This is a genomic window from Paenibacillus sp. MAEPY2, assembly GCF_000499205.1.
GTDB lineage: Bacteria > Bacillota > Bacilli > Paenibacillales > Paenibacillaceae > Paenibacillus > Paenibacillus vandeheii.
The window spans coordinates 53,942-76,473 of the sequence record NZ_AWUK01000047.1; the positions used below are offsets into that span (position 1 = coordinate 53,942).

The following is a 22,532-nucleotide window of genomic DNA, read 5'->3' on the forward strand; positions in this document are numbered from 1 at the left end:
GTTATGGGGTACATTTCGAATGCTATCATGGTATAAAAAAATATTCATATGTATTTTTGGGAAAAGAAAGATCGTAGGACTTTATGTCTGTGGAGAATGATTGTAATGGATATTACCCGAGATTTTACCGACGAACTTTTAAACAATGGGTGCTGGTGCATCTCTGCGATTATCGAGGTTATATTCAGTCTAGCGACATCGATACCGTTACATCACTGTCAATCGCGTTATGCATCGTTTGACGATAAAATTGAAATGTCTGAAACGCTTATATATGAAACGTATATAAGCCACGAGATCGTGGCTTTTTGTTTGTATCTTTTCGTTATTCGGCATGCATTTTGTTAAAGCTGACATATTCGTTAATCGGTTTGCGGTATCCTCGTGGGCGCTGTTTGGCGTCTGATTTTTTACCGATCGTAATTAGCATGACAGGTACATAATGGTCGGGAATATCCAAGCTACGTTGCAACTCTTCAGCGTCGAAGCCAATCATGGGGCAGGTGTCCCAACCACGATCCTGAGCGATCAGCATCAATTGCATCGCTGACAGGCTGGCATTACGAATTGCATCTTCCCTCTGGAAGAACCTTCCCCGCGTTTCGTAAAATTCGATGACGCTCTGCGATTCTTGTTCGTATTGGAACGGAGTAAGCGCGCCAAGGTTCAGCAGGCCCTCATTGATTGTGCGGATATGATGGTGTGCGTTGATATCGCCGAGGACAACGATGACCGCAGAGGCGGTTTTCACTTTATATTGCTGTGAAGCTTCGTATACTTTCTCTTTCTGGGCCGGGTCCGTCAGCACCAGATAGTGCGTATGCTGGAGGTTAAAGGCGGAAGGTGCGAATTTATTCAGGGCAAACATTTCTTGCAGTTCCGACTCTGGAATCTCAATTCCTTCTTCAAAAATAATGGCGGATCTGCGGTTTTTAACTAGGTTCTCCAGTTCACTCATGGTTGTTTCCCTCGCTTATGTATGATTTATAAACTGACTATAACACACTTAGTTACTTTATGTAAGTGTTATTTAGTATTATTTTTGAATAAGACAAGATCTGCCTGCCATACGATAAAAATAAAACAGTAGAGGTGATTCATGAAAACACTCCTTACAAGGTATAGGGAGGGGAAGTCCAGAAATGAGTTTCAGGTCTATGTCATCGAATCCTCCACGCTAAAACGTTTTTTAGTGGTGGAGATGGTGCTGGGTACCCTTGCGTACAATGTTGCACTTTATCTGTTTCATAATGCACTTCTTGCTGGTGTGGGTTCTTGGGCCGGAACGGAAAGCGTAAAGAGACTGCCAGTCGTTTTCAGGAAAATTGTAGGTCCTTAATCTAAGGAAGTATGATATTTGCTGCTTATTTATGTAGGTGTAGATGTGGTACAGGAACGAAAGGCCCGATCCTGGGCCCCATCCTGTAAGTTCATCTATTCGTTTACATACTATAGTCATAAGAGCGGAACGAATGTTACTTGATTGTTCAGGTTCCTGGTTTTTTATTTGGCGCGCTCCAGATATTGCTCAAGTGTAAGATTTTGGCTCGTAATTTCCCCAGCAATATACACGCCCACATAACGCACATGCCATGGCTCATAAGAGTAGCCTGTCAGTTTCTCCTGATCTTTGCCATAACGTATGATGAATCCGTATTTATGTGCATTGGCTTTCAGCCATTTGCCTTCCTTGGTGTTCCCAAAGCTTTGCTGCAAGTCATATCCCGCTGATGCGCTGGAGATATCCATTGCAAGGCCGGTCTGATGTTCACTTTGTCCAGGACGAGCACTGGTTTTATTGGCAACGGCTTCGCCTTTGATACTCGCATTTCGATCGAAAATGGATTTTTGCGTCGCATAAGAGCGATAGCCGGACACAGCCTTGATATCAATGCCGTCTTTTTTTGCTGCTGCGAACAAGTTCTCAATCGCGGTAGCAGCCACTTTACGCATTTGCTTTTTCGGACTGGAGCCTGAGAAGCTGAATGGAATGTTAGGAACAACCAGATCCTGAGGGGCGTAGGTCGAAGGCAGATTTCTCTTTTTATTCACAAGCACAACTGTACTTGATAGATTCGTAACCGTTGCCAGACTGCCACTCGTTTTGATTGTACGTCCAGGTGCATTATCGTGCAGGAATTGAGTGAAGCTGGAGCTGGCAGCAGATGCGACCGGGTTCATCTCATTCGTGAAGGGCAGTGTTGTGAATGCTGAGCCTGCTACGACAGATCCTATGAGTATCGTGGATACGATAGATTTACGTGTGAAAGATTTCATGATGTGTGTTCCTCCTCGGGTTATATCAATCTCGTTCTTTGCTATATACCGAGTATACTAGAGGATTATATCCATAGATTCTCCAATTGTTTCCGAGTTGTAAACAAAGTTTGCGAGATTCATAGTTTTTAATGGTCTGTCGAGAAAAAAACACGAAAAAAGACTCTGCACCTTGGGTGCAAAGTCTTTGTGTGTACATAGATGCGAATCAAGTTCTCGTCTTACTAGAAAAGAAACTGTGAATTACAGCTCGCACGAAACAGAATTGCCGGAGCTTCCATCAGCCACTGCGCGGGCATCCCGAACACGGACATTGCTGCTGAGTACGCCGGAATCACTGCTTAATTTGAATGAAGGGTAGTTGGGTTCCGTGTCCAGCTTCATGTGCTGCTCCAGGTTTAACTGTTGCTTCGGATCCACATAGAACGGCACCAGATTGGTTTCCATCTGTACATCCAGAGCTTCGGGTTCATCCACGATGAGTATGGCAATAATTCCGTTACAGCCACAACCTTCCATGTCATAGACCACTTTGAAATAACCGGGCTGATCATTCAGGCTTTCAGTCAATCGCGCAGCAGCCAAATCTGTAATTTGAATATGCATATCGCTACACTCCTTTATATGTTGGCATGATCGTAATGGTAATTGGATAAATCGAACTTCTATAATCATTATACCACTCTGTCAAAAACCAAAGCATTTATTTTCTTGACTGATCAGTCTGGAAAGTGTACCTTCCTTTTTTATGATGTCCCCATTCATTATAAAAATATTGGAAGTAAATACTGCTGAATAATAAGAAGACGGTGCCTGGATGCCCGTCATTTTGTTGATTGTTCAACCTTTGGAGGTATCCGTCCATAATCGATTTTTATAGAAACAACAATGCCTCAGTCCAGCACCATGATTATATGTTTATAATTTTGGGGAAATAGATGAGAATGAATGTTTCATAAAGGAGAGAAGTGAACGGATGATTCAGTTCGAAAATGTATCCAAGCAATACCCTGATGGAACCCATGCTCTGCGTCAGGTGAATCTCAACATTAATAAGGGAGAGCTGTTCGTCATGATTGGCCCGAGCGGTTGCGGCAAAACCACGATGCTCAAAATGATCAATCGCCTAATCGACCTGACAGATGGAACCGTACGGATTAATGGAAAACCCATCGATGAATATAACATTCATGAGTTGCGCTGGAATATCGGATATGTGCTGCAACAGATTGCATTGTTCCCACATATGACGATTGCCGAAAATATTGCGGTTGTTCCTGAACTGAGAAAGTGGAAGTCAGAGCAAATCAAGGAGCGCGTACATACTTTGCTGGACATGGTTGGACTGAAAGGAACCACATACAGTGATCGCAAGCCTGCTGAGCTATCTGGTGGACAACAGCAGAGAATCGGTGTATTGCGCGCACTCGCTGCCGATCCCGAAATTGTACTGATGGATGAACCGTTTAGTGCACTCGACCCGATAAGCCGCGAGAAATTACAGGATGATATTCTGGATATTCAGCGTCAGATGAAGAAGACGATTGTATTTGTTACCCATGATATTCAGGAAGCGATGAAGCTGGGGGATCGCATCTGCATCATGAAGGATGGGCAAGTGTTGCAGGTGGGTACCCCGGAAGAACTGATCCAGCAGCCTGCGAATGAATTTGTACGTGACTTTGTTGGCAGTCCTGGTCCGGATAGGAGTTCACAGCCTGTATCTGGTGGGGGCACGATGTATGAATTACAAAAGGCTTCCGGAGAACAAGAACGACTAACTTCGTTATTTGATCTTGAAACAATCATGTCCCCACTCGCACCAGGGCATGTGCCAAAGTCAGCCAAAACGGCTGTTCCGGTATCGATTACGCTGCCGGATTTTGTGGAGATCATGGCTTTACATGATCATTTGCTGGTCGAGAAAGACCACCAGATTATAGGCCAGGTCAGTCGAGCCGATCTGATTCGGTATTGGTCCGGTCAGCTGCAGGAACGGGGTGAAGGACATGAGTAGATTTACGGAGGTGTTCAGCGAGCGTAAAGGACAGTTATTGTCTGCTCTCCTTGAGCATATTCAGATCTCATTTATCGCGTTGTTCTTTGCCGTTCTGATCGCTATCCCACTCGGCATTTATCTAACACGCAAACCGAGAGTGGCTGAGCCGATTATTGGGGTTACGGCAGTACTGCAAACGATCCCGTCCCTGGCGCTTCTTGGATTGCTCATCCCGTTATTTGGCATCGGTACACTTCCCGCGATCATTGCGCTAGTGGTGTATGCCCTGCTTCCGGTACTGCGCAATACATACACGGGCATATCCGAAGTCGATCCTTCCATGGTCGAGGCAGCGAATGCCATGGGCATGAACAGTCGTCAACGTCTGACCAAAGTGGAGCTGCCACTCGCGATGCCTGTCATTATGGCAGGGATTCGTACCGCCATGGTTCTGATTGTAGGTACAGCAACGCTTGCTGCCCTAATTGGCGCGGGTGGCCTGGGTAAATTGATTTTGCTCGGCATCGACCGAAATGACACTGCATTGATTATTCTGGGAGCCATCCCGGCCGCATTGCTTGCGATTTTGTTTGATGTGTTGCTGCGTCAGTTCCAGCGTATATCGTTCAGGAAAACGATGATTACTCTCGGAACACTTGCTCTGGTGGCCGTTCTGGTGATCACGATTCCCTGGCTCTCCCGTGGAGGGCAAAAGGATCTCGTTATTGCTGGCAAGCTGGGTGCAGAACCGGAGATTCTCATTAATATGTACAAATTGCTGATTGAAAAAGATACCGATCTGAAGGTTGAATTGAAACCCGGATTGGGGAAAACGCCATTTCTGTTCAATGCACTGAAATCAGGTGATATTGATATTTATCCGGAATTCACGGGTACCGCCATATCGGAATTTATGAAAGAAACCGCAGTCAGCACCGATCGCACAGAAGTGTATGAACAGGCAAAGGACGGGATGCTGAGCCAGTTTAATATGGTTCTTCTCAACCCGATGGATTACAACAATACGTATACGTTGGCTGTGCCTCAAAAGGCTGCGGATCAGTATAATCTAAAGACCATATCGGACCTCAAGTCGGTACAGCAGCAGATTAAGGCAGGATTTACACTGGAATTCTCAGATCGGGAAGACGGATATGTTGGCATTCAGAAGAAGTATGGCATCAAATTCCCTAACGTAGCTACGATGGAGCCGAAACTGCGATATGCGGCCGTTCAGCGAGGAGACATCAATTTGCTGGATGCTTACTCGACCGACAGTGAGCTGAGACAGTATAAACTCGTTGTGCTGGAGGATGACCAGGGATTGTTCCCGCCATATCAGGGAGCACCGCTGCTTCGCAAAGAAACGGCAGACCAATATCCGCAGCTGGTCGAGGTGCTGAACCAACTTGCAGGTCGTATCACGGACGATGAAATGCGTCAAATGAATTACGAAGTAAACGTTAATGGAGCAAGTCCACAACAAGTGGCAACGGATTATCTGCAAAAGGCAGGATTATTATAGTTTGATATTCATGCGTTTGTATATTCACAGTTACACATGAAGAGGAGGAGCCAGTATGACACAACAACCTTATGATTTGATCGCGATTGGAACCGGGAGTGCCGCAAGTTCTGTGATTAGCCGCTGCGCCGAAGCTGGATGGAAAATTGCCGTAATTGATGAACGAGAGTTTGGCGGAACCTGTGCATTAAGGGGCTGTGATCCCAAAAAAGTACTTGCAGGAGCAGCTGAACTTATCGACTGGAATGAACGAATGAAGGGCAAAGGAGTGGAAGGTAACGCCTCTATTCGGTGGTCGGAGCTGATGGCGTTCAAGCGAACATTTACCGAGAGTGTTCCGAGAGCCAGTGAGGATAAGTTCAAACAGGCCGGGATGGATACGTTCCACGGCAAGGCTTCTTTCGTCGACGAAGATCACATTCGTGTAGGGGACGAAGTCCTGCAGGGAAAACATATTTTAATCGCAACAGGTGCGCGTCCAGCCCCACTTCCTATTGATGGTGCAGAGCATCTGATATACAGTGATGATTTTCTTGATTTGGAACAGCTGCCGGATAAATTGGTTCTGGTGGGTGGCGGTTACATTGCTTTTGAATTTGCACATATTGCGGCCAGAGCTGGCACGGAAGTCCATATTATTCATCGAGGCGAAGAGCCGCTGAAACAGTTTGATTCCAAACTGGTGGACCTTCTGCTGAAAAAATCCGAAGAAGTAGGCATCCACGTGCACTTGAATGCGGAAGTGAAGGCGATTCGTCAGCAGGGCAACACGTATGTGGTTAGCGGAACCCGTAATGGGGCGGATCATCAATGGCAATGTGGACTTGTTGTCCATGGAGCCGGACGTATTCCGAATATAGAGGGGCTTGAACTGGAGAAGGGCAATGTCAGCTATACGAAAAAAGGTATTATCGTTAATGAGTACTTGCAAAGTGAAAGCAACTCAAGAGTCTTTGCAGCTGGTGATGTGTCCGCCACGGAGGGACTTCCACTAACGCCGCTTGCAGGCCAGGAATCACGCTCGGTATCCTTGAATCTGCTTGAAGGCAATCATCACAAACCCAATTATAAAGTGATGCCCTCGATTGTATTTACCGTGCCATCCCTGGGTTCTGTAGGCCTCGATGTCGAGCAGGCCAAGAAAGAGGGCTACGAGGTGAAGGTAAATGACATGTCGAAATGGTATACTTATAAACGAACGAATGAAAAATTTGCCATGGCCAAAGTTGTAATCGAGAAGGCAACAGGGCGTATCTTGGGTGCCCATGTATTGGGTGGCAAAACAGAAGAACTGATTAACCTGTTCGCGATGGCGATTCAGTTTGATTTGACGACCGATCAGTTAAACACCATGAATTTTGCATATCCTACAGCCGCATCGGACTTGGGCTCTTTAATTTAATGTGATGGTGTGGAAGAAAGGGGAGAATCATGTCAGCTAATTTTCATCGGATTCATGATGCCGAGTGGACAACCGAACCGGCTCAGGCACGAACGGAAGGTGACCGTCTGATTGTGGAGGCACAGGAGGGCAGTGACTTCTGGGAGAAAACCTTTTATGGTTTCTGTCATCAGAATGGACATGCCATGCTTGCGCCATGGGATGGAACCAAGGCAGTTGAAGTCTCATTTGATCTGAGTTCATTCACGGAATTATATGATCAGGCCGGATTGATGCTTTGGCACGGCAAGGACCAATGGATCAAGGCGGGGGTTGAAGTAAACGACGGCGTTGCTCATGTAGGAGCTGTCGTAACGGATCGATTTTCCGATTGGTCGCTCTCACCTGTGCCAGAGTGGGGTGGGCGTATCGTTACCATTCGGGCTTCATATCATGACGAAGCGGTGGTTATTCGCGCCCGTACGGACGAGCATCCATGGCGCACGATTCGGGTTGCGAGGTTTGCCTATCCGACGAACAAGCAGGCAGGACCGTTTCTCTGTTCTCCGAAGCGCGCCGGGTTCGAAGTTGCGTTTACGAAGTGGAAAATGACTGAACCGGATCAGGATCTGCACACCGACCCTCCCATTGCTGATTAAGATTGGTTCGATGTTGGGAAATGTGGTGAAAACGCAATAAATTAAACAAGCCAGTCTTCCTTGGTGGAGGAATGGCTTGTTTAGTTTGCCTTAGACAACGACATAGCCGCTGTATCAAAGCTACAACGGATGAGGGAGCAACTTATTAAAGTCTTGTTCACATGAAGTTGCCCTACTGCTGTAGTTTATCATCAAGATCTTATTTGCTTGAGTCCGTGTCGTGGGACGCTGATTCAATGTCATCAGCATCCTTGTCGCCATCATTTGTTTCGTTCAACTCACGTATACGTTCCTCGTAATCATCCAGAAACCAAAGCGGGTCCATATTGTCTTCCTCGCCGTTATAATTGATCAATACTTCTTCACCGGCTTTGATATCAGTATAGGCATAGAAGTCAAAGGTATGGTTTTCGAAGTTGATATCATAGGTGGCATTGGGTTGGTAGGAATGGTTGATCAGACTGCCATATCCCAGCAGGATAGCCGTATGGTTGGCTCCGTATTCAAATACGTAATCCTCGAGAATTGTTTTCTCCACATGCTCGTGGTCTTCATTGGGATAAGGAACAACCGGAGCCTGGTGGATCAGCTGCCCTTTTGGAATGTCTACGGTCGCAAATACGCCGCGGTTAAATTCCCCATCACCCAATTTGGATTGTTTCACTTCAATCATCATGTTCACCTGATGCTCTCCAAGAGAGCTCCATTCTTATAGTAGTAAGTCGTTTAAGGAAAAATTTTAACCCATCCATACATATAAGGCAAATGCCATCGGTTTCAGTTTGAGTGCATCGGGAGTCGAAATGCAGGACATTTCATTGAAAAATGGTGCTAAATTTACAATATGGCGTTGAGTTGTGCATGATATAACGCTTATAATATACAAAGAATTAAGTCTATATAGAAAAGGTGTCATGAATGAGCATATTAAATGTCGAAAAATTAAGTCACGGTTTTGGTGACCGTGCTATCTTTAACAACGTTTCTTTCCGCCTCCTGAAAGGCGAACACATTGGACTGATCGGGGCCAATGGTGAGGGTAAATCGACCTTCATGAACATTATTACAGGTAAACTCCAGCCGGATGAAGGCAAAGTGGAGTGGTCCAAACGCATGCGTGTCGGATATTTGGATCAGCACGCTGTGCTGAACAAAGGACAATCCATTCGTGATGTACTTCGTGGTGCGTTCCAGTATTTGTTCGACATGGAGCAGGAAATGAATGATATGTATGGCAAGATGGGCGATGTAACTCCTGAGGAACTGGAACAGCTGCTTGAGGACGTAGGTACGATTCAGGATACGTTGACCAATCAGGATTTTTACATGATCGATGCCAAAGTGGACGAGACAGCACGCGGTCTGGGTCTAACCGATATCGGTCTGGACAAGGACGTTAATGACCTTAGTGGTGGACAGCGTACGAAAGTACTGCTCGCCAAGCTGCTGCTTGAAAAACCGGATATTTTGCTCCTGGATGAGCCTACGAACTATCTGGATGAATTGCATATCGAATGGCTGAAACGCTATTTGCAGGAATATGAGAATGCCTTTATTCTGATCTCGCATGATATCCCGTTCCTGAACAGTGTAATTAACTTGATCTATCACATGGAAAATCAGGATCTCACGCGTTATGTGGGCGATTATGATCACTTCCAAGAGGTTCATGAGATGAGAAAACAACAACTGGAGTCGGCGTATAAGCGCCAACAACAAGAAATTGCCGATCTCAAGGACTTTGTGGCCCGGAACAAGGCCAGTGTTGCTACGCGCAACATGGCGATGTCCAGACAGAAGAAGCTGGACAAGATGGATGTCATCGAAATTGCCAAGGAAAAACCGAAACCACAGTTTAATTTCCGTGATGCCAGAACGTCCGGCAAGCTCATTTTTGAGACGAAGGGCCTTGTCATTGGTTACAATGAGCCGTTGTCGAGACCACTGGACCTGCGCATGGAGCGTGGACAGAAGATCGCCCTCGTTGGTGCGAACGGAATCGGTAAAACCACGCTGATGCGCAGCATTCTGGGCGAGATTCAAGCACTGGAAGGAACCGTTCAGCGTGGTGAACATCTGGAGATTGGGTATTTCCAACAAGAGATGAAGGAAGCGAATTACAATACCTGTATCGAAGAAATCTGGCAGGAGTTCCCTTCCTATACCCAATTTGAAGTGCGTGCTGCACTCGCAAAATGCGGACTGACTACCAAGCATATTGAGAGCAAGGTTGCGGTTCTGAGTGGTGGCGAGAAAGCCAAAGTGCGTCTCTGCAAACTGATCAATAACGAAACGAACCTGCTTGTACTCGATGAGCCGACGAACCATCTGGACGTTGACGCCAAGGATGAATTGAAACGTGCGCTCAAAGCATACAAAGGCAGCATTCTGCTGATCTCTCACGAACCTGAATTCTATCGTGATGTGGTTACGGAGACATGGAATTGTGAGTCGTGGACAACGAAGGTGTTCTAATTTCAAAGCCATCACTGGATGAAATATGAACCAGCATGCAGAAGACAGCGCCATGGTTAAATGGACGCTGTCTTTTTGCATTGCAACGGTTATTGGTAATGTCTGCCGAGTTGATACGCTTGCTCCAGCAAGCCTTCAATATGTTCTTTGGATTGCGATAACGTCTCGTAGAGGAATTCTACCTGTGACTCCTGTAATTTGGCATAGCCAGCGATCCCGTTATTTAAATAATTCGTGATCATGTTGTAATAATCGTACTTATGGAATGAAGCTTCCGTACCTCCAGCTAGAGCAATCCAGAGTACCTTTTTGGAGTTAACCCTGTTCAGCAGTCCCATGTTCCATACCTTGTCCAGATAGGCTTTGAGCATGGATGGGACGTTGTACCACCATATCGGAAAAACAAATACAATGGCATCAGCCGCAAGCACGCGATCCAGCTCTTTGCGAATCACAGGGGCATGCTGCTTGTCGGGATTTTGCCAATCTCGCTCATCTTCTACGCTATATAACGGATCAAATCCATCACGATACAGATCGAGAATATCAATTTCGTGGTGATTCTCCTCCATACCTTCTATAAAACGATTCATCACGGCAAATGTTAGGGAATCCTGTCTTGGGTGAGTAACGACCAGTTTGACTTTCATGTAGGAGTAACCATCCTTTTTTCTTCATTTTTGGTTTAACGTTCTGACCAATGTTATTATAAGGTTCATGACATCTTATTGAGAAGTACGCACCTTCGAGTGCTGTAGAAACCTTGAGGTTCTTCGGTTACTAATAATAAGGGATATACATATATGTGATTTAAGGGGGATTACGAGTGGAACATGAACTGAAAAAATATGAAAGCGGAGTGCAGGCGATGCTGGAACTGGTCGGTGGAAAGTGGAGGATTCTAATTCTGTATCAGTTGATATCAGGTAAAAAACGAACAAGCGAACTTCGCAGAGCCATTCCCGGCATTACCCAAAAGGTCCTTACCCAGCAGCTGCGTGATCTTGAAAAGAATGAAATTATCCACCGGATTATTCATCCCCAGATTCCGCCCAAGGTAGAGTATGAGCTGACGGAGTATGGTCTTACTCTGCAGAATATCATCGACCGCATCTGTCTGTGGGGAGAGAATCATCTGGACAGAGTATATGGAGATAAAAGCAAAGTGCTGGAGAATCATTTTAGCGAATATATTCCGCATAACCCTTCCACCTAAGCTTGCGGCCAAATGAATAATAAAAACAACAACCGTCCTGAATTGAAAAGGAGGGTATTTGTTGTTTATTTGTCCTTTATCAGCGAAACTGATAAATGCTATAAAATCATCGAAATTGACCCTTACCACCGGGTATGGTAGGTTCAAGAGAGTAGAAATTAATATGATCATTTTAGTAGGAATTAAAATTGAAGCAATGCGCGAGGTGGCAAATAGTGGAACTTCAAGTGACAAACAGCCCTTTTAATCAGGAACAGGTTGAGCTGCTCAATCGCCTTATTCCTACATTGAACGATGGACAGAAAACATGGTTAAGCGGATATCTGACAGCCATTCAGGGAACTGCAGCTTTAACTGCTGGTGTTGCACAAGTGCAACAGCCCGTAACTTCAGCAAGTGTAACTACTCCTGCAAATACACCAGCGGTGTCCAGGGAAGTCACGGTACTTTTTGGATCACAAACGGGGAACTCCAGCGGACTCTCCAAGAAACTGGCGAAAAGGCTGGAAGAGCAGGGGCTTCAGGTGACTCTGTCGGCAATGGGAGATTTCAAACCGAACGGACTGAAAAAAATAGAGAATCTCCTCATTATTGTCAGCACACATGGAGAAGGCGAACCGCCGGATAATGCGATACCATTGCATGAATTCCTGCATAGCAAACGAGCTCCGAAGCTCGAAGGATTGCGTTACTCCGTATTGGCGCTGGGAGATACTTCGTATGAGTTCTTCTGCCAGACAGGAAAAGATTTTGACAATCGTTTGCAGGAGCTAGGCGGAACAGCGCTTGTACCACGTGTGGACTGTGATGTTGATTTTGATGAAGCAGCCGCAACGTGGATGAATGATGTACTTGCTTCACTCAGCAGCACATCGGGTACTGAAGGTACGATAACCAGTGAAGCGGTTGTAGCTGCAGTAAGCAGCGGAGAATCGGAATTCAATCGCACGAATCCATTTAAGGCAGAAGTGCTGGAAAATCTCAATCTGAACGGAAGAGGATCGGACCGGGAGACGCGTCACATTGAACTGTCCCTGGAAGGCTCCAATTTGGAGTATGAACCGGGTGACAGCCTGGGTGTATTCCCTGAAAATCATCCACGCTTAGTCGATGAGCTGATTGCAGCCATGGAATGGAATGCGGATGAGCGCGTTACGGTGAATAAAGCTGGAGAACAGGTATCGGTGCGTGAAGCATTGCTGCGTTATTTTGAAATTACAGCGGTAACCAAACCGGTTGTTGAACAGCTCGCGAAGCTGAATCCGGGAAGCGGGTTGCCCGCTCTGCTCGCAGATAATTCGGAATTTCGCAAGGTGATGAACAGCTGTGACTTGCTCGATCTGGTACATGACTATGGGCTTAAAGGTATTCCGGCTGCATCATTTGTAGCTGTACTTCGTAAAATCCCGGCACGTCTATATTCGATCGCCAGCAGTTCGAAGTCTTTCCCGGATGAAGTTCATCTGACCGTTCGCACAGTACGTTATGATTCACGTGGCAGAGAGCGCTACGGTGTATGCTCTGTTCATCTGACAGAACGAACCGAAATCGGTGATACATTGCCTGTCTTTATTCAGCAAAATCCTAACTTCAAACTGCCGGAGAACCCGGATGCTCCAATCATTATGGTTGGGCCAGGTACAGGTGTTGCTCCGTTCAGATCGTTCCTTGGAGAACGTGAAGAGACGGGTGCAGGTGGCAAGACATGGCTATTCTACGGGGATCAGCATTTCTCCACCGACTTCCTTTACCAGACCGAATGGCAGCGCTGGCTTAAGGACGGCGTTCTTACGAAGATGGATGTGGCTTTTTCTCGTGATGCGGAAGAGAAAGTATATGTACAGCATCGGATGCTGGAACACAGCAAAGAGCTGTATCAGTGGCTGCAGGAAGGTGCAAGTGTATATATCTGTGGTGACGAGAAAAGAATGGCACATGATGTTCATGCTGCACTCGCAACAATTCTTGAACAAGAGGGTGGTTTAACACCCGAACAGGCAGCAGAATACTTGACACGGTTGCAACAGGAAAAACGTTATCAGCGGGATGTGTATTAATTTCAGAGTATATGCCAGATAAGGCATTCCGTTGATACGAGAGGAGAAAGCAGCATGACTTATAATAACTTACTTAACCCGCAGCGCACGAACAGCGATGTGGAAGATATAAAGATCAAAAGTAACTACTTGCGCGGAAGCCTGACAGAAACACTGGCGGATCGAATCAGTGGAGCAATTCCCGAGGACGATAACCGCCTGATGAAACATCACGGAAGTTATATGCAAGATGACCGTGACTTGCGTAATGAGCGGAATAAATCCAAGCTGGAGCCTGCTTACCAATTCATGCTGCGTGTGCGTGCTTCCGGAGGGATTGTTACACCCGAACAGTGGCTGATGATGGATCGTGTTGCTCATAAATATGCGAATGAGACGATTCGTTTGACGACACGCCAGTCATTTCAACTGCATGGTGTTCTCAAATGGGACCTCAAAAATACCATTCGTGAAGTGAATGATTCGTTGCTCAGCACCCTTGCTGCGTGTGGCGACGTCAACCGGAACGTGATGTGCAACCCGAATCCGGATCAATCGGATATTCATGCTGAAGTATATGAATGGGCATGCCAGGTGAGCAATCATCTTGACCCGCGTACCCGTGCTTATCACGAGCTGTGGCTGGATGGGGAGAAAATTATTGATTCACAGGATTCGGATGAAGAAGTGGAACCGATTTATGGCAAAGTGTATTTGCCGCGTAAGTTCAAAATCGGAATTGCCGTTCCTCCATCCAATGATGTCGATGTATTTTCACAGGATCTCGGCTTTATCGCGATTGTGGAGAACGGCAAGCTGCAAGGCTTTAACGTTTCAGTCGGCGGTGGTATGGGCATGTCTCACGGTGATCCGAAGACTTATCCTCAGGTGTCCAAAGTCATTGGTTTCTGTACACCAGAGCAAATGATTGATGTCGCGGAGAAGACGGTTATGATTCAGCGGGATTATGGGGATCGTGCAGTGCGTAAACATGCCCGGTTCAAATATACAATCGATGACCGCGGCCTGGCCTGGTTCGTGGAGGAATTGACCAGTCGTCTCGGCTGGAAGCTGGATGCGGCGCGCGAGTTCCATTTTGATCATAATGGAGATCGTTACGGCTGGGTGAAAGGCAGCAATGGCAGATGGCATTACACCTTGTTCATTCAAAATGGACGAGTGAAGGATGTGGACGGTTATCCGCTCATGACGGGTCTGCGCGAAATTGCCAAGGTTCATACCGGAGATTTTCGTCTGACAGCTAACCAAAACCTGATTATTGGTAATGTTAGCAGCCAGAAGAAGAAAAAGATTGAAGCGCTGATTCAGCAATACAATCTGACCGATGGCGCGCATTACTCTGCGCTCCGGAGAAGTTCTATGGCTTGTGTGGCGCTTCCGACTTGTGGTCTTGCCATGGCAGAATCCGAACGTTATCTGCCTTCCCTGATCGACAAGCTGGAGCCTGTACTGGACGAAGCGGGACTGAGAGACGAAGAGATTGTCATTCGTATGACGGGTTGCCCGAACGGCTGCGCTAGACCGATGCTGGCTGAGATTTCGTTCATCGGCAAAGCTCCGGGGAAGTACAATATGTATCTTGGCGGAAGTTTTACAGGGCATCGCTTGAACAAATTGTACAAAGAAAATATTGGCGAAACCGAAATTTTGGAAACATTGACTCCAATGGTGAATCAATATGCCAGAGAGCGCAATGATGGTGAGCATTTTGGAGATTTCGTCATTCGTGCCGGTTATGTGCCTGAAGTGCTGGACGGTCAGCAATTTCATGCTTAATTAGTTGAATTCGTGTAGAGAAGCATTCCTTATGGAATTGCTTCTTTGGCGTTTTTGGGTCGTTTTCTTTTGGGATTTCTAAACGTTGCAAGGTTAAATTGACTTGCCCTTTACCATTATTTCGTGAGTCTAAACTTGTTGAAGTACGCTCAACAAGATATAATGACTAGGTAGAAAGCAGATTATATGTTGAAAGTGAGCGGAAACGATATGGGTCGTAAGTGGAATAATATTAAAGAAAAAAAAGCTTCAAAAGATGCAAATACAAGCCGGGTCTATGCCAAATTCGGCGTTGAGATTTATGTAGCTGCCAAGAAGGGCGAACCGGACCCGGAAGCGAACCGCGCACTGAAAGTCGTGCTGGAACGTGCCAAGACGTATAACGTACCCAAAGCCATTATTGATCGTGCCATGGAAAAGGCAAAAGGCAGCGGGGACGAGAATTATGAAGAATTGCGTTATGAAGGATTCGGGCCTAATGGTGCCATGGTCATCGTGGATGCCCTCACCAATAATGTGAATCGTACTGCACCGGAAGTGCGCTCCGCATTTAACAAAAACGCGGGTAATATGGGTGTGAGTGGTTCAGTTGCTTATATGTTTGATCCTACCGCGGTAATCGGGGTTGAAGGCAAAACATCGGAAGAAGTACTTGAACTACTGCTTGAAGCGGATGTGGATGTACGTGATATCGTGGATGAAGATGAATCAGTTATCGTATACGCTGAGCCAGACCAATTCCACGCTGTACAGGAGGCGTTCAAAGCGGCGGGTGTTACCGAGTTCACCGTAGCCGAGCTGACGATGCTGGCGCAAAACCACATTGAACTTCCAGAGGACGCTCAAGCCCAGTTCGAGAAGCTGATCGATGCGCTTGAAGACCTTGAAGATGTGCAGCAGGTGTACCATAACGTAGAGTTCGTTTAATGTGAATTAACGATACTTACTCGTATCAATTGCCAAAAAGAGTGTCTGGCCAATCAACGGGATTGGACAGACACTCTTTTTATTGTTCTTCTAGGAGTCGGATTGCAACGCACTAGGAGATTTTTTCGATTTTGCAGACTTGCTGCCGCCAAACTTGAACAACAAGATACCGCCCACTATGACCAGAACCCCGAGAAGCTGGTTCCACGAGAATGGAATTTGCTCCAGTCCAAGCCAACCCATGGAATCAAATAGCAGGGCGAAACTTAACTGGGAGGTGAGTACAATAGAGATGGCAAAGGTAGGACCGAGCAGCTTCATTCCCTGTACGAGACAGAAGACCACCCCAACACCGATGGCTCCGCTAAGCCAATACCAGGGCTGCATGTGCTGGAAGCTGAACGTATTTTTCCCCTCGACCACCAAAGAAATGAGAAACGATGCAATAAACCCGGTGAAAAGCACCATCGTTGTTGTGGACCACGAGCCGGTACGTTCATTTACTTTACTATTAAAGATGGTCTGCAGACTGACAAGAGAGCCTGCCAGTAACGCAAGCAAAATACCTGTAATGATCATAGGATATAGATCTCCTTATTCATAGATGTTATGACCCGCCACTTCTGCCAGACCCGCTCGATCTTTGACCATAATAAATCCCTGATCCCGGATAATTAATCCATCCGCACACAGTTTTTGAATCACCCGATTCAAATGCCGATAACTCGTGCCGATCAGATTTGCGATATCTGTCAAATTGAAAGCGTCCAGCTCTTCGTGGACAACAGTCCCCGCTTCTTCTGTAGAGATGGAGAGCAGGTAGCTGGCTAATCGAACCTCAACGGGATACATCAGGTTGAAGTTGGAGAAGTTCGAATCAATATAAAACTTGTGAGAAATAATTTTGAGCAGAAATTTCAACAGGGGTGCGTAATCGCTGGCGAGTTCAGCCAACCATTGATAATGAATACGCAGCATCACGACAGGTGAGACCGCCTGTACGGTGTTCACGATGTCGCTCTCCCGAACGTACTCGACATCACCAACGACTTCAAGTGGTGTTTTGAAACAAAGAACGAGTGTTTTATCCTGTGGTGAGGTCGTGAAGATTTTGATTTTCCCCTCGACCAGCACGTATAAATATTCGGAAGTTTCGCCTTCACGGCAGATCAATTCGCACTTCTCGAAATGGCATAACGTCATATACGTACGCAGGGGCTCGTGAAATACCGATTCGAGTTGATACTGCTTCAAATAGTGCAATAATTGATGCTCATTCTGGTATTCTTCCATAATGTAATTCACCCCCGACTATATACTCGACACCAGCTACAGTTTCATAATAATGACGCCCGTTACCATTAATGCTATACCCAGAAATTGCGGTAGTTTCATCTTTTGCTTCACGACGCCGAACCATCCGTTACTGTCGACCAGAAAGGTCAGGAACAGCTGTGCAATCAACAGGGCTGAGATCGTAAAGGTTACTCCAATTTGCTGGATTGCCGTGACTTCGCTGAAAATAATCACTGCCCCAAATGCGCCCCCCGCTAGGTACATGGGCTTCACTTGTTTCAATCCTTGCAGGTTGATGTCACGTACAAATACCAGGATCAGAGCCGCCAATATGAACCCGGTGAGCTGTGTAATGGTTGCGGCTTGCCAAGTGCCCATGTCCGTACTGATTCGGGTATTCGCGACCCCTTGCAGCGTGATGCATGCACCGCCTAATAGTGCAAAAATAATTCCTCTCATGGTTGTACTCTCCTTGTCGCGTCATTACTTCTTCGATTTCTATTAAATGATATATCCACTCAAAAAGCCAAGGACAAATGTCCCCAGCTCAGAAGTTATAGCATTTAGAGTACAACAAAGGCTCCGCAAAATCCACACAGAACCCTGTTAGAACATTATTCTGAAAATCAAAGTACTTGATATACCGGTTGCTCACCTATAAAATGAACAGCCAATTCCGGGAAAGCCGCAGCCAATCTATCAGACAGAAGCTTCATTCCCGAAGCCTCACTCTCGGCATGGCCGATCATAAGAAGAGCCTTCTGTTTTCCTTGCTGCACGGCATCATGTATGTACTCTGGTGTCTCCCATTCGAATCCTTCACCTGCAATAATGAGATCAAGATCTTCCTGCCCAAGCAGAGGAATGGTCAGATTGCCGTTGCCTCGAAAACCAACAAGAACTGCTGCTCGTCTGCATACCATCTTTGGATCACCAGCTAGGCGTACATATTTGATCCCAAGCGAACGTTTAATATGTTCTGCAATAAGCTGAACTGTCATACCTTCCGGAAAGGACAGTAAATCGGCTTCCGGTTTACGCTGTACTACATAAGAGGACCATCCTAATGAATGGACCAATCCTTCCGTAATGCCATCCGGTTGAAAACGGTGAATTGCATCATGGCAGCGATAGATTGCAATTCCGCCGTTCTCGATTAGTTTTCTCTTGGTTTCATAGACCGGATCATCAGTCAGCCAATCGGTATGACTATGATGGTTATAGAAGGGAGGCTCATGAGCGATGATGAGGTTGGCACCGTGTTGTTTAGCTTGCTCAATCACATGTTGTGTAGGCATAAAAGTTACAAAGATGCCTGTGACCGTATGGTTGGGAGAGCCCGTAATTAGTTGATCCACGGTGTTTTCCGGTAGTTTAACTTTGGCAGTGAGATGGTTTATAACATGTTGAATGGTTATACTCATATGGATCATTCCTCCAATGACAGGTATGCAAACAGTGTATCATTTTGAGGGATGAACAGCATTATCTACCTGATTCATATAGTTTTCTCCTACAAGAGAAAGTATACTTACATAGAGTCTTTATCTAGATTAAATGAAGTATCCATTCAAACCTACACTGAACATTTAGTTAAGTATACGTTTTAATTCTGATGAAGAGATCCGACATAGAAGGGCGATGATTACATGACAGCCAGTACGATTATGGAACGTCTGAAGAGTGAGACAGCTCATTATCACAGACAAGTGGAACAGAACGATTATGCCAAGGCTATTATGAATCAAACCGTTAGCTTGGAAGATTACAAGACATATCTGGAGAAATTCTACGGGTTCCTGAAACCATTGGAAGATCAGGCTGTACAGCAGCCTTTCTGGGAAAGTACGGGACTGGATTTCGAGATTAGAGGAAAAGCGAATTTACTTGAAAATGACCTGAGGAATCTGGGCGCCAGTGAAGAAGAAATCAGCCAGATTCCTTTATGTAGGGATCTTCCGGATATCTCGACACCAGCAAGGTTGTTTGGCTATCTATACGTCATTGAAGGATCTACGAACGGAGGTCAGATCATGACGAAGCGTTTGTCACAGTTCCTTCCGATTGAAGCAGATCGGGGGCTGGAATATTTTAATGCCTATGGTACGGAAACCAGAACGAGATGGGCAGAGTTCACGGAGCTGCTGCGTCAATCCATCACAGCGGAAGAAGATCACGATATTATGGTGCACACGGCTTCGGAAACGTTCCGATTACTCGATCAATGGATTAATACAAATACAGATCATTTATAAGTTGAAATAAGAGTTACCACATCATGAGAGGGGATTTTTCAGGCTATGCCCGAATCGAAGTCCAGGAAAGAAAATAATATGCTTAACCGTACATTGCTCAATCAGGGTACGTACACCAATGATCCAATTGATTTAAACAATTGCGACAAAGAACCCATTCATATCCCCGGCTTCATTCAACCTCATGGTGTGCTCTTGGCTGTGACCACCAACAATATCCCTACAATTGTACAATGCAGCCAAAATACAGAAGAACATCTCGGTCTTACTGTGCAGGAAGTCATTGGTTTGCCCCTTGAGCATCTGATTGGCAAGGATAATATCAGACAGGTGCTGGCATGCAACTTCAGTGCATCTGTAACATCAGACCTGCAATATATGGATCTCACGATTAACGTATCTGGAAAGGCTAAGGTCTTCACTTCTGTCATTCATGAAAGTGAAGGCTTGTTGATTCTGGAGCTGGAGCCTTCTTATGAAAAAGGGAACATGGAAGGTAATGATTTTGAGTGGATTTCCAGATTCTTCAGCCGCATCAAAAGTACGGACAATCGGGTGGAAGCGAGTCAGATTGCAGCAGAACAAGTGAAAGACATGCTCGGCTATGACCGGGTCATGATCTATGAATTTGACGAACAATGGAACGGGAAGGTCATCGCAGAAGCACGCGAGGAAGAACTCGAACCATTTCTCGGACACCACTACCCTGCGTCAGATATTCCCAAACAGGCGCGCGTGCTGTACCTTCGCAATTGGTTGCGCACCATTGTGAACGTGAATTATCAGCCTGTGGAGATTGTTCCCCTGCTGCAACCTTTGACGGGCAAACCGCTTAATCTGAGCTTGTCGGTTCTGCGCAGTGTATCCCCGCTGCATATTGAGTATTTGCAAAACATGGGGGTAGGCGCGACCGTAACCATTTCCCTGATTCATGACAATCAACTGTGGGGTCTGATTACATGTCATCATAATTCAGCCAGATATATACCTCATCGTGTTCGGAACTTGTGTAACTTCCTGGGCTCCTTCTTCTCGAGTGAATTGTTTCAACGTCAGCAGTTAGATGAATATCAGGCTGAGATCAGGTCACGTGAAGCAGCTACCCAAGTTGCAAATATCTTTATTGGGAATACAAGTCCAGCGAGAATTATTGAAGAGCTGCAGGGTGAAGAGCAGACCTTACTGAGCCTGATGGATGCTTCGGGAGCTGCGATCTGCTATCAGGACAAGCTGTTGTTATATGGCGATACGCCAGCAAGAGAGCAAGTTCGTGAACTGGCGGCATGGTTGGCAGGCAAGTCGGAAGATTATAGTTATCACACCTCCAAACTCAGTTTGGAGTATGATCCTGCTAAAGCCTACAAGGAAAAAGCATCAGGTATTGTGTATGTTGCCATATCCCCTGGGCAGCATCACTATATCATCTGGTTCCGTCCTGAAGTGGTTCAGCTTGTAGATTGGGCAGGGGATCCGGCCAAAGCAGTGATCAAAACCGATGATGGGATGCGCTTGTCTCCCCGGAAATCCTTCGAAAAATGGAGAGAGGTCGTTCAGTCTACTTCTTACCCATGGACAACGAAGGAACTGAATGTGCTGCCATTGCTCAAAAGCATTGTGCGCCGTCAAACGGAGAACCAGCTGGCTCAGGCGGAGGAGCAATCTTTACAGAATGCACGTGTTTTGCGGCAAAATGAGCAGCGCTACTTGCAGTTGATGGAGTTTTCCTCGGTGGCCTTTTTTACGTTGACGGATGGATTCATTATTTATTGCAATAACAGGGCAGCTGAACTGCTTGGCTATGAAAACTCCAAAAATCTCATCGGCAAGGAATTTAGAGGGTTTGTGCCTGACAAGACAAGAATGATTTTGCAGCAAAATCTGGAGGAACTGAAGCTCAATAATACTCGTTTGTTTACCAACAAGACGTACTTCACCACAGCAACCGGCACGTCTTTGCTGCTAGAGATTACACTGGCTTCTGTTACGCATGCAGGCAAACCTTCAGTGATGGTCCTTCTGAACAGTGGAACCTCCCATCATGATCAGGATCATTATACGGAGACAACCAGTCAGCTCCAGAACTATCTCAACACAGATTCGTTAACAGACATGCCGCTTCAGACGATATTCAAATCCCGGCTTCAGGATGATTGGGATGAATGTTTGCAGGAGAAATGCAGTTTGGGTCTATTTATTATCGATATCGATGATTTCCGTTCATATAATGCATCTTATGGACTTCAAGGCGGCGATCTGTGCCTGCAATGGATAGGAGATGTACTTACGGTTGTTAGTGAACAAAATAATGCCGTCATTTCACGTCTTGGGGGAGGAACCTTCATGTTGAAACTGAAGAGTGCGACATCAGAACGTTCAGCGGAGCTTGCCGAAGAAATTAGACAACATGTGCTTGCACTTCAAATTCAGAGGGATCTGTCCAGTCCAAGTGAAGTAGTCACTGTTAGCGTAGGCGGTGCGGTAATGGTTCCCGAAGAGACGCTAATGATGTCGGATCTAATTGAAAAAGCCAGTCAGGCCCTTGCTCAAGCCAAAAGTGGCGGGAAAAATCGGGCTATCGTGGTTTGACACGAAGTTGTACCAGGTCTTGCTGTAAAGAATACAGGTAAATGGTAAAGAGGGAAGGGATTTAAACTGGATATCAGTTTGAATGTCTTTCTTTTTTTCTGCT

General features: G+C 46.0%; 21 protein-coding genes. 12 read left to right on the top strand and 9 right to left on the bottom strand.

The window, feature by feature from the left end; genetic code table 11:
- Positions 1-325 precede the first annotated feature (325 nt).
- The gene (locus P364_RS0130610) at positions 326-958 is read right to left on the bottom strand and encodes a nitroreductase family protein (protein ID WP_024633818.1); all 633 of its coding nucleotides are present in this window, start codon (positions 956-958) and stop codon (positions 326-328) included.
- Between the two features lie 141 nt (positions 959-1,099).
- On the opposite strand from P364_RS0130610, the gene P364_RS0130615 reads away from it, so the two are divergent.
- On the top strand, positions 1,100-1,339 hold the full coding sequence (locus P364_RS0130615; RefSeq protein ID WP_024633819.1) for a hypothetical protein: 240 nt from the start codon (positions 1,100-1,102) through the stop codon (positions 1,337-1,339).
- Between the two features lie 164 nt (positions 1,340-1,503).
- Here the strand turns inward: P364_RS0130615 and P364_RS0130620 are convergent, their stop codons facing one another.
- Positions 1,504-2,277: a M15 family metallopeptidase gene (locus P364_RS0130620; protein WP_024633820.1), complete on the bottom strand. Its 774-nt coding sequence runs from the start codon at positions 2,275-2,277 to the stop codon at positions 1,504-1,506.
- Between the two features lie 243 nt (positions 2,278-2,520).
- Positions 2,521-2,883: an iron-sulfur cluster biosynthesis family protein gene (locus P364_RS0130625; RefSeq protein WP_024633821.1), complete on the bottom strand. Its 363-nt coding sequence runs from the start codon at positions 2,881-2,883 to the stop codon at positions 2,521-2,523.
- Positions 2,884-3,253: 370 nt separating this feature from the next.
- On the opposite strand from P364_RS0130625, the gene P364_RS0130630 reads away from it, so the two are divergent.
- Genes P364_RS0130630 through P364_RS0130645 form a run of 4 tightly spaced genes read left to right on the top strand, consistent with a single transcriptional unit; the run spans position 3,254 to position 7,841 of the window.
- Positions 3,254-4,294, top strand: coding sequence for an ABC transporter ATP-binding protein (locus P364_RS0130630; protein ID WP_024633822.1), 1,041 nt, complete (start codon positions 3,254-3,256; stop codon positions 4,292-4,294).
- Positions 4,287-5,801, top strand: coding sequence for an osmoprotectant update ABC transporter permease/substrate-binding subunit OpuFB (opuFB, locus tag P364_RS0130635; RefSeq protein WP_024633823.1), 1,515 nt, complete (start codon positions 4,287-4,289; stop codon positions 5,799-5,801). The genes P364_RS0130630 and opuFB overlap by 8 nt, the downstream gene beginning before the upstream one ends.
- Before the next feature lie 55 nt (positions 5,802-5,856).
- Positions 5,857-7,203, top strand: a complete 1,347-nt coding sequence (locus P364_RS0130640; protein ID WP_024633824.1) for a dihydrolipoyl dehydrogenase family protein — start codon at positions 5,857-5,859, stop codon at positions 7,201-7,203.
- Positions 7,204-7,232: 29 nt separating this feature from the next.
- On the top strand, positions 7,233-7,841 hold the full coding sequence (locus tag P364_RS0130645; protein ID WP_024633825.1) for a DUF1349 domain-containing protein: 609 nt from the start codon (positions 7,233-7,235) through the stop codon (positions 7,839-7,841).
- Positions 7,842-8,040: 199 nt separating this feature from the next.
- On the opposite strand, the gene P364_RS0130650 is transcribed toward P364_RS0130645, so the two are convergent.
- A complete protein-coding gene (locus P364_RS0130650; protein ID WP_024633826.1) occupies positions 8,041-8,514 on the bottom strand; it encodes an SET domain-containing protein in 474 nt (157 codons plus the stop codon).
- Between the two features lie 245 nt (positions 8,515-8,759).
- Between P364_RS0130650 and P364_RS0130655 the strand changes: the two genes are divergently transcribed.
- Entirely contained in the window at positions 8,760-10,316 is a 1,557-nt protein-coding gene (locus P364_RS0130655; protein ID WP_024633827.1) for an ABC-F family ATP-binding cassette domain-containing protein, read from the top strand.
- An 89-nt stretch (positions 10,317-10,405) separates the two neighbouring features.
- Here P364_RS0130655 and P364_RS0130660 read toward each other — a convergent pair whose 3' ends face one another.
- Complete coding sequence (locus P364_RS0130660; protein ID WP_024633828.1) at positions 10,406-10,966, bottom strand: NAD(P)H oxidoreductase; 561 nt, start codon at positions 10,964-10,966, stop codon at positions 10,406-10,408.
- A gap of 176 nt (positions 10,967-11,142) precedes the next feature.
- Between P364_RS0130660 and P364_RS0130665 the strand changes: the two genes are divergently transcribed.
- The 4 genes from P364_RS0130665 (at position 11,143) to P364_RS0130685 (ending at position 16,292) form a co-directional block, all read left to right on the top strand.
- A complete protein-coding gene (locus P364_RS0130665) occupies positions 11,143-11,532 on the top strand; it encodes a winged helix-turn-helix transcriptional regulator (RefSeq protein ID WP_024633829.1) in 390 nt (129 codons plus the stop codon).
- A gap of 215 nt (positions 11,533-11,747) precedes the next feature.
- Positions 11,748-13,589 (top strand): assimilatory sulfite reductase (NADPH) flavoprotein subunit, encoded by a 1,842-nt coding sequence (locus P364_RS0130675; protein WP_024633831.1) that lies wholly within the window; start codon positions 11,748-11,750, stop codon positions 13,587-13,589.
- A 54-nt stretch (positions 13,590-13,643) separates the two neighbouring features.
- Positions 13,644-15,365, top strand: coding sequence for an assimilatory sulfite reductase (NADPH) hemoprotein subunit (gene cysI / locus P364_RS0130680; protein ID WP_024633832.1), 1,722 nt, complete (start codon positions 13,644-13,646; stop codon positions 15,363-15,365).
- 210 nt (positions 15,366-15,575) lie between these two features.
- Positions 15,576-16,292 carry a YebC/PmpR family DNA-binding transcriptional regulator gene (locus P364_RS0130685; RefSeq protein WP_024633833.1) on the top strand — a complete coding sequence of 239 codons (717 nt, stop codon included), beginning with the start codon at positions 15,576-15,578 and terminating at the stop codon, positions 16,290-16,292.
- 90 nt (positions 16,293-16,382) lie between these two features.
- Here P364_RS0130685 and P364_RS0130690 read toward each other — a convergent pair whose 3' ends face one another.
- The 4 genes from P364_RS0130690 to P364_RS0130705 all read right to left on the bottom strand — a co-directional run bounded on the left by P364_RS0130690 (position 16,383) and on the right by P364_RS0130705 (position 19,012).
- Positions 16,383-16,868, bottom strand: a complete 486-nt coding sequence (locus P364_RS0130690; protein WP_024633834.1) for a DMT family transporter — start codon at positions 16,866-16,868, stop codon at positions 16,383-16,385.
- Positions 16,869-16,886: 18 nt separating this feature from the next.
- Positions 16,887-17,585, bottom strand: coding sequence for a Crp/Fnr family transcriptional regulator (locus tag P364_RS0130695; protein ID WP_024633835.1), 699 nt, complete (start codon positions 17,583-17,585; stop codon positions 16,887-16,889).
- A 36-nt stretch (positions 17,586-17,621) separates the two neighbouring features.
- Complete coding sequence (locus P364_RS0130700) at positions 17,622-18,047, bottom strand: DMT family transporter (RefSeq protein WP_024633836.1); 426 nt, start codon at positions 18,045-18,047, stop codon at positions 17,622-17,624.
- Positions 18,048-18,214: 167 nt separating this feature from the next.
- Positions 18,215-19,012 (bottom strand): Nif3-like dinuclear metal center hexameric protein, encoded by a 798-nt coding sequence (locus tag P364_RS0130705; RefSeq protein ID WP_024633837.1) that lies wholly within the window; start codon positions 19,010-19,012, stop codon positions 18,215-18,217.
- Positions 19,013-19,237: 225 nt separating this feature from the next.
- Between P364_RS0130705 and P364_RS0130710 the strand changes: the two genes are divergently transcribed.
- Together P364_RS0130710 and P364_RS0130715 are read left to right on the top strand one after the other, a co-directional pair.
- Positions 19,238-19,843 (top strand): biliverdin-producing heme oxygenase, encoded by a 606-nt coding sequence (locus tag P364_RS0130710; RefSeq protein WP_024633838.1) that lies wholly within the window; start codon positions 19,238-19,240, stop codon positions 19,841-19,843.
- A 78-nt stretch (positions 19,844-19,921) separates the two neighbouring features.
- The gene (locus P364_RS0130715; protein WP_236642219.1) at positions 19,922-22,429 is read left to right on the top strand and encodes a diguanylate cyclase domain-containing protein; all 2,508 of its coding nucleotides are present in this window, start codon (positions 19,922-19,924) and stop codon (positions 22,427-22,429) included.
- The last annotated feature ends 103 nt before the right edge of the window (positions 22,430-22,532 follow it).

Coding starts and splice junctions, on each gene's coding strand:
- P364_RS0130695 (WP_024633835.1), bottom strand. CDS start 17,585: ATGGAAGAATACCAGAATGAGCATCAATTATTGCACTATTTGAAGCAG.
- opuFB (WP_024633823.1), top strand. CDS start 4,287: ATGAGTAGATTTACGGAGGTGTTCAGCGAGCGTAAAGGACAGTTATTG.
- P364_RS0130700 (WP_024633836.1), bottom strand. CDS start 18,047: ATGAGAGGAATTATTTTTGCACTATTAGGCGGTGCATGCATCACGCTG.
- P364_RS0130615 (WP_024633819.1), top strand. CDS start 1,100: ATGAAAACACTCCTTACAAGGTATAGGGAGGGGAAGTCCAGAAATGAG.
- P364_RS0130685 (WP_024633833.1), top strand. CDS start 15,576: ATGGGTCGTAAGTGGAATAATATTAAAGAAAAAAAAGCTTCAAAAGAT.
- P364_RS0130630 (WP_024633822.1), top strand. CDS start 3,254: ATGATTCAGTTCGAAAATGTATCCAAGCAATACCCTGATGGAACCCAT.
- P364_RS0130625 (WP_024633821.1), bottom strand. CDS start 2,883: ATGCATATTCAAATTACAGATTTGGCTGCTGCGCGATTGACTGAAAGC.
- P364_RS0130705 (WP_024633837.1), bottom strand. CDS start 19,012: ATGAGTATAACCATTCAACATGTTATAAACCATCTCACTGCCAAAGTT.
- P364_RS0130655 (WP_024633827.1), top strand. CDS start 8,760: ATGAGCATATTAAATGTCGAAAAATTAAGTCACGGTTTTGGTGACCGT.
- P364_RS0130610 (WP_024633818.1), bottom strand. CDS start 958: ATGAGTGAACTGGAGAACCTAGTTAAAAACCGCAGATCCGCCATTATT.
- P364_RS0130710 (WP_024633838.1), top strand. CDS start 19,238: ATGACAGCCAGTACGATTATGGAACGTCTGAAGAGTGAGACAGCTCAT.
- cysI (WP_024633832.1), top strand. CDS start 13,644: ATGACTTATAATAACTTACTTAACCCGCAGCGCACGAACAGCGATGTG.
- P364_RS0130640 (WP_024633824.1), top strand. CDS start 5,857: ATGACACAACAACCTTATGATTTGATCGCGATTGGAACCGGGAGTGCC.
- P364_RS0130645 (WP_024633825.1), top strand. CDS start 7,233: ATGTCAGCTAATTTTCATCGGATTCATGATGCCGAGTGGACAACCGAA.
- P364_RS0130620 (WP_024633820.1), bottom strand. CDS start 2,277: ATGAAATCTTTCACACGTAAATCTATCGTATCCACGATACTCATAGGA.
- P364_RS0130660 (WP_024633828.1), bottom strand. CDS start 10,966: ATGAAAGTCAAACTGGTCGTTACTCACCCAAGACAGGATTCCCTAACA.
- P364_RS0130650 (WP_024633826.1), bottom strand. CDS start 8,514: ATGATTGAAGTGAAACAATCCAAATTGGGTGATGGGGAATTTAACCGC.
- P364_RS0130715 (WP_236642219.1), top strand. CDS start 19,922: ATGCTTAACCGTACATTGCTCAATCAGGGTACGTACACCAATGATCCA.